General features: G+C 71.0%; 5 protein-coding genes and 1 pseudogene. 1 reads left to right on the top strand and 5 read right to left on the bottom strand.

Features of this window, described 5'->3' with window-relative positions; all coding sequences use genetic code 11:
• Positions 1-352, bottom strand: a pseudogene (locus R1101_RS0117735) (hypothetical protein); the annotation flags it as partial.
• 47 nt (positions 353-399) lie between these two features.
• Entirely contained in the window at positions 400-1,182 is a 783-nt protein-coding gene (locus R1101_RS0117730) for an SDR family oxidoreductase (protein WP_016934700.1), read from the bottom strand.
• Between the two features lie 67 nt (positions 1,183-1,249).
• On the opposite strand from R1101_RS0117730, the gene R1101_RS0117725 reads away from it, so the two are divergent.
• Positions 1,250-1,690 (top strand): hypothetical protein, encoded by a 441-nt coding sequence (locus R1101_RS0117725; RefSeq protein WP_016934699.1) that lies wholly within the window; start codon positions 1,250-1,252, stop codon positions 1,688-1,690.
• On the opposite strand, the gene R1101_RS0117720 is transcribed toward R1101_RS0117725, so the two are convergent.
• From R1101_RS0117720 to R1101_RS0117710, 3 genes are all read right to left on the bottom strand, one after another.
• The gene (locus R1101_RS0117720) at positions 1,681-2,409 is read right to left on the bottom strand and encodes a lysoplasmalogenase family protein (protein ID WP_016934698.1); all 729 of its coding nucleotides are present in this window, start codon (positions 2,407-2,409) and stop codon (positions 1,681-1,683) included. The genes R1101_RS0117725 and R1101_RS0117720 overlap by 10 nt on opposite strands.
• A 23-nt stretch (positions 2,410-2,432) precedes the next feature.
• Complete coding sequence (galK, locus tag R1101_RS0117715; RefSeq protein ID WP_016934697.1) at positions 2,433-3,554, bottom strand: galactokinase; 1,122 nt, start codon at positions 3,552-3,554, stop codon at positions 2,433-2,435.
• A partial coding sequence (locus R1101_RS0117710; protein WP_016934696.1) for a hypothetical protein occupies positions 3,551-4,021 on the bottom strand: 471 nt, incomplete at its 5' end. The genes R1101_RS0117710 and galK, both read right to left, overlap by 4 nt.

Here is a 4,021-nt window from a genome sequence, read left to right as displayed (position 1 = left end):
AGCCCGCCTCGGTGCGGGTGGGCAGCCGGACGATGCCGCATTCGAAGGTGCCGTCGGGGCTGCTGAAGTAGTACGACTCGTTGCGCTGGTATTCGACCTGCGCGAGCGGTGCCGGTTCCTCCGGGGAGCTCTCCGGTTCGGGGGGCGCCTCGGTGGTCGACGACGGAGTCGGCTGCTCGGTCGTACTCGAGGCGACGGTCGTGCTCGGGGCGACGGCCGTGGAGGAGCTCACTGCGGTGGTCGTCGACACCGCTCCGGCGTCGGCGTCCGTATCGTCCGAGGGCCCTCCGCACCCTGCGACGAACAGTGCCGCACCCGTGACGACTGCGACCGGCCACATCCGAATTCTCACGCAACACCCTTCCCGACGACGTGCGGGTGTCACTCTATCGACCGGTGTCAGCGCCCGGTCAGGCGCCGGTTGACCAGCCGGTTCGCCCATCCGGGCGACACCTGGGCGAGCATTGCCAGCACGGTGGCCTGTCGGCCGACGGGCCGATGCACCCGTGCGGAGCGCCGGGTGGGCCGGGTCGCGTCGAACACCGCGCGGGCGACGTCGTCGGCGCCGAGGTTCACGCCCAGGGAGCGTCGCGAGCCGATGTCCATCCCGTCGACCATGTTCGTGTCGACGAACAGCGGCCACAGTGCCTGCACCTTGATGTCGTGGCGTGCCCACTCGAGTTCGAGGGCTTCGGTCAGGCCCCGCACCGCGAACTTGGTGGCGCTGTAGGTGGCGAGGTCGGGTTGTCCGTAGAGCGCCGACGCCGAGCACATGTTCACGATCTGCGCGCCGGGGGTGTCGCGCAGGTACGGGAAGGCGGCGTGGCAGCCGAGGACGACACCGGTGACGTTGACGTCGACGATCTGCCGGTGACGGCTCGCCGGGGTGTCCTCGAACGGGCCGGACGACAGCAGGCCCGCATTGTTGACGAGGATGTCGAGCCGGCCGTCGGTGCAGAACTCTTCGAGTGCACGGGTCCATGCGGAGGTGTCGGTGACGTCCAGGACGCCGGTGACGACCTGCCCCGAGCCGATCGAGGCGGCCTCCTCGGCGAGGCTCGCGAGCCCCGCGGTGTCGACGTCGAAGGCACCGACGCGGTAACCGCGACGGGCGAAGAGCAGGGCGGTGGAGCGGCCGATTCCGGCGGCGGCTCCGGTGACGACCACGGTGGGAGCGGGCATGGCATCACCCTAATGGCGGGCGGGAGCCGACGGGGCCGAGCGGGGATAGGCTGGGATCGGAGGAGTTGTGAATCGTCGTATCGTCGCTACTGTCGCATTCGTCACCGCGGGATATGTCGTCGTTCTCGCGTTGTGGCTGAACCTGTTCCTGCCGGTCTCCGAACCGGGCACCGAGGGCTTCCAGGTGGTCTTCCTCGTCTGTCTGTACGGCACCGTGCTCGGCCTGTCCTTGGCGCTCGCGAGTCGGAGTCCGAAGGCTCTGCGCCGGATCGAACGCGAGGGTTACGAAGGGTGGGCGATCATCCGTTCGGCAACGCCGCTGGATCTCACCGCGACCGGTCAGTTGACCCGGCTGGATCTCGAACTCACGGTGCCGGGTTCGGAGTCCTATCGCGGGACCGTCGTCTACGAGGTCGACCGCCGTAACCTGCACCGCTACGCACCCGGGGAGGTCGTGAGCATCTGGGTGGATCCGCTCGACCGCGACCGGATCGTGCTCTATCCCTGAGGCTCCCGGCGTGTGAGTGCGAGCAGCCCCTCGACGAGCAGCAGCTGGGCCGCGGCGTAGGTGGCCAGGACGAATCCTTCCGCCGCCGCGCGGGCCTTCTCGTCCTTCAGCAGGGTGCGGCGAACGATGATCGAGCCGTCGGAGAGCGTGAAGAGCAGCCCGCCGAGACCGAGCCGGCTCCGCCGATCCGAACCCGGCACGGGCAGCCCCGCGCGCACTCGCGCACCGGGGGCGAGGGCGGGATCGCCTGCGAGGGTGGCGGTGGTGGCGAGCAGCGCACCGTATCCGGTCAGCGGCGCGGCCACCGATCGGTTGCGGACGGCGAGCAGACCGGCCGCACCGGCCAGCGCACCGGCGCGCTGCACCGCGACCGGCTTCGACACGCGCGCACCGTGCCGGGCGAGGATCGTCGAGTAGGCCGTCTGCATGGCACCGAAACAGGCTGCGCCGCTCAGGATCCTACGGTCCTCGTCGGATCGGATCATGGCGATGTCGCCGAGGGTGGCCGCGGTGAGACCCGCGACCAGCAGGGCGGTGTCGGCGCGGTCGGTGTGGCGGGATCGGCGCAGCACCCGCACCGCGAGCGCGGGTGCGATGAGCGGTTTGGCGATCTTCTGCAGTTTCTCGTTCCCGGACACCCCACCGATGACGGTGGCAACCGACGCCGCGGCGAACACCGCGTGCTCGACGCCCCACTTCTTTCGATCGAACCGACCCATGCGCGCACAGTACCCGGAGATGATCAGCAGCGGCGCGCACCGCCGGACGCCGTGGCGCGCAGGAAGGTCGGTCCCGCGAAGTCGCGACGTGCGGCGGCGTCGGCGACCGCCTGCCGCACCGGGTCGACGCGATCGTTCTCGCACAATGCGATCGCCGACCCGCCGAAGCCGCCCCCGACCATCCGGGCACCCAGAGCACCTGCTGCGACGGCCGCGTCGACGGCGGTGTCGAGTTCGGGGCAGCTGACCTCGAAGTCGTCGCGCAGCGAGCGGTGCGACGCGTCGAGCAGCGGTCCGAGATCCCGGATCCGCCCTGCCCGCAACAACTCCGCGGCCTCACGGACGCGGGCGATCTCGTCGATCACGTGCCGGGCGCGGCGACGCAGGACGGGATCGTCGAGCGGGTCTGCGGATGCGGCGTTCCGCAGGGTGCCGACGCCGAGGAGCCGCGTGGCGTCCTCGGCCTGACGGCGGCGCTGTCCGTACTGCCCGTCGGCGAGCCGGTGCCCGGTTCCGGTGTCGACGACCAGCACGGTCAGTCCCTGCACCTCCGCGTCGAACGGGATGTGTTCGCTGCTGCCGTCGGCGAAGTCGAGCAGCAGCGCGTGTCCGGGGCGTGCGTGCAACGCGATCCGCTGGTCGAGCCCGCCGGTGGGTGCACCGGCGTAGTCGTTCTCCGCGCGCACGCACGCCGTGGCGAGCCGATCACGGCCGTCCTCGTCGAGGGGCAGCCCGCACAGGTCGGCGAGCGCCACCGCGATCGACGTCTCGAGCGCGGCGGACGACGAGAGTCCCGCTCCGACCGGCACGTCCGACGCGACCGCGATGTCGGCGCCGGTGAATCCCGGCGGATCGAGCGTCCAGATCACTCCGGCGACGTAGGCGGCCCAGCCGTCGACGTGCCGGTCGCGCAGATCGAGGTCGACGGGGTCGAATCCGGCGCTGCGCACGCGCAGCAGATGATCGGAGCGGCGACGCACCGCCACGGTGGTGACCTGTGGGAGAGCCATCGGCAGGCACAGACCACCTGCATAGTCGACGTGCTCGCCGATGAGGTTCACGCGCCCGGGAGCACACCAGCAGCCCTCGGGTTCGGTGCCGAACTCCGCCGTGAACGACGCGCGGACGGTCTCTGCGAGTGTCATGTCGCCACCTCACGCAGTCGGGCAGCGATCCGTTCGGGGGTGGTGTCGCTGATCCACGCACCCATCGCCGATTCGGATCCCGCGAGATATTTCAGCTTGTCCGGGGCCCGTCGCAACGAGAAGATCTGGCAGAACAGCCGCACCTCCTCGCGACCCGCACCGACCGGCGCCTGATGCCAGGCGGCGATGTAGGGGGTGCGGTCGACGCCGGGGAAGAACCGGTCGACGCGGCCGAGGAGGTCGCGGTAGGCCCGGGCGAGTTCGTCGCGTTCGGGCTCGCCCAGGGCCGCGAGGTCCGGGACGTCGCGGTGCGGGACGAGATGCACCTCGACGGGCCAGCGGGCCGCGGCGGGGACGTAGGCCGACCACGTGGCGCCGGACCACACGAGTCGGGTCCCTGCCCGGCGTTCGGCGTCGAGGATGTCGCTCTGCAGCGACCTGCCGGTCCGCCGGCGATGCTCGCGGGC

Source organism: Rhodococcus sp. R1101 (assembly GCF_000278445.1).
GTDB lineage: Bacteria > Actinomycetota > Actinomycetes > Mycobacteriales > Mycobacteriaceae > Rhodococcus > Rhodococcus gordoniae.
Note: the sequence above shows the minus strand (reverse complement) of the source record. Positions and strands in the feature narration are given on the sequence as shown.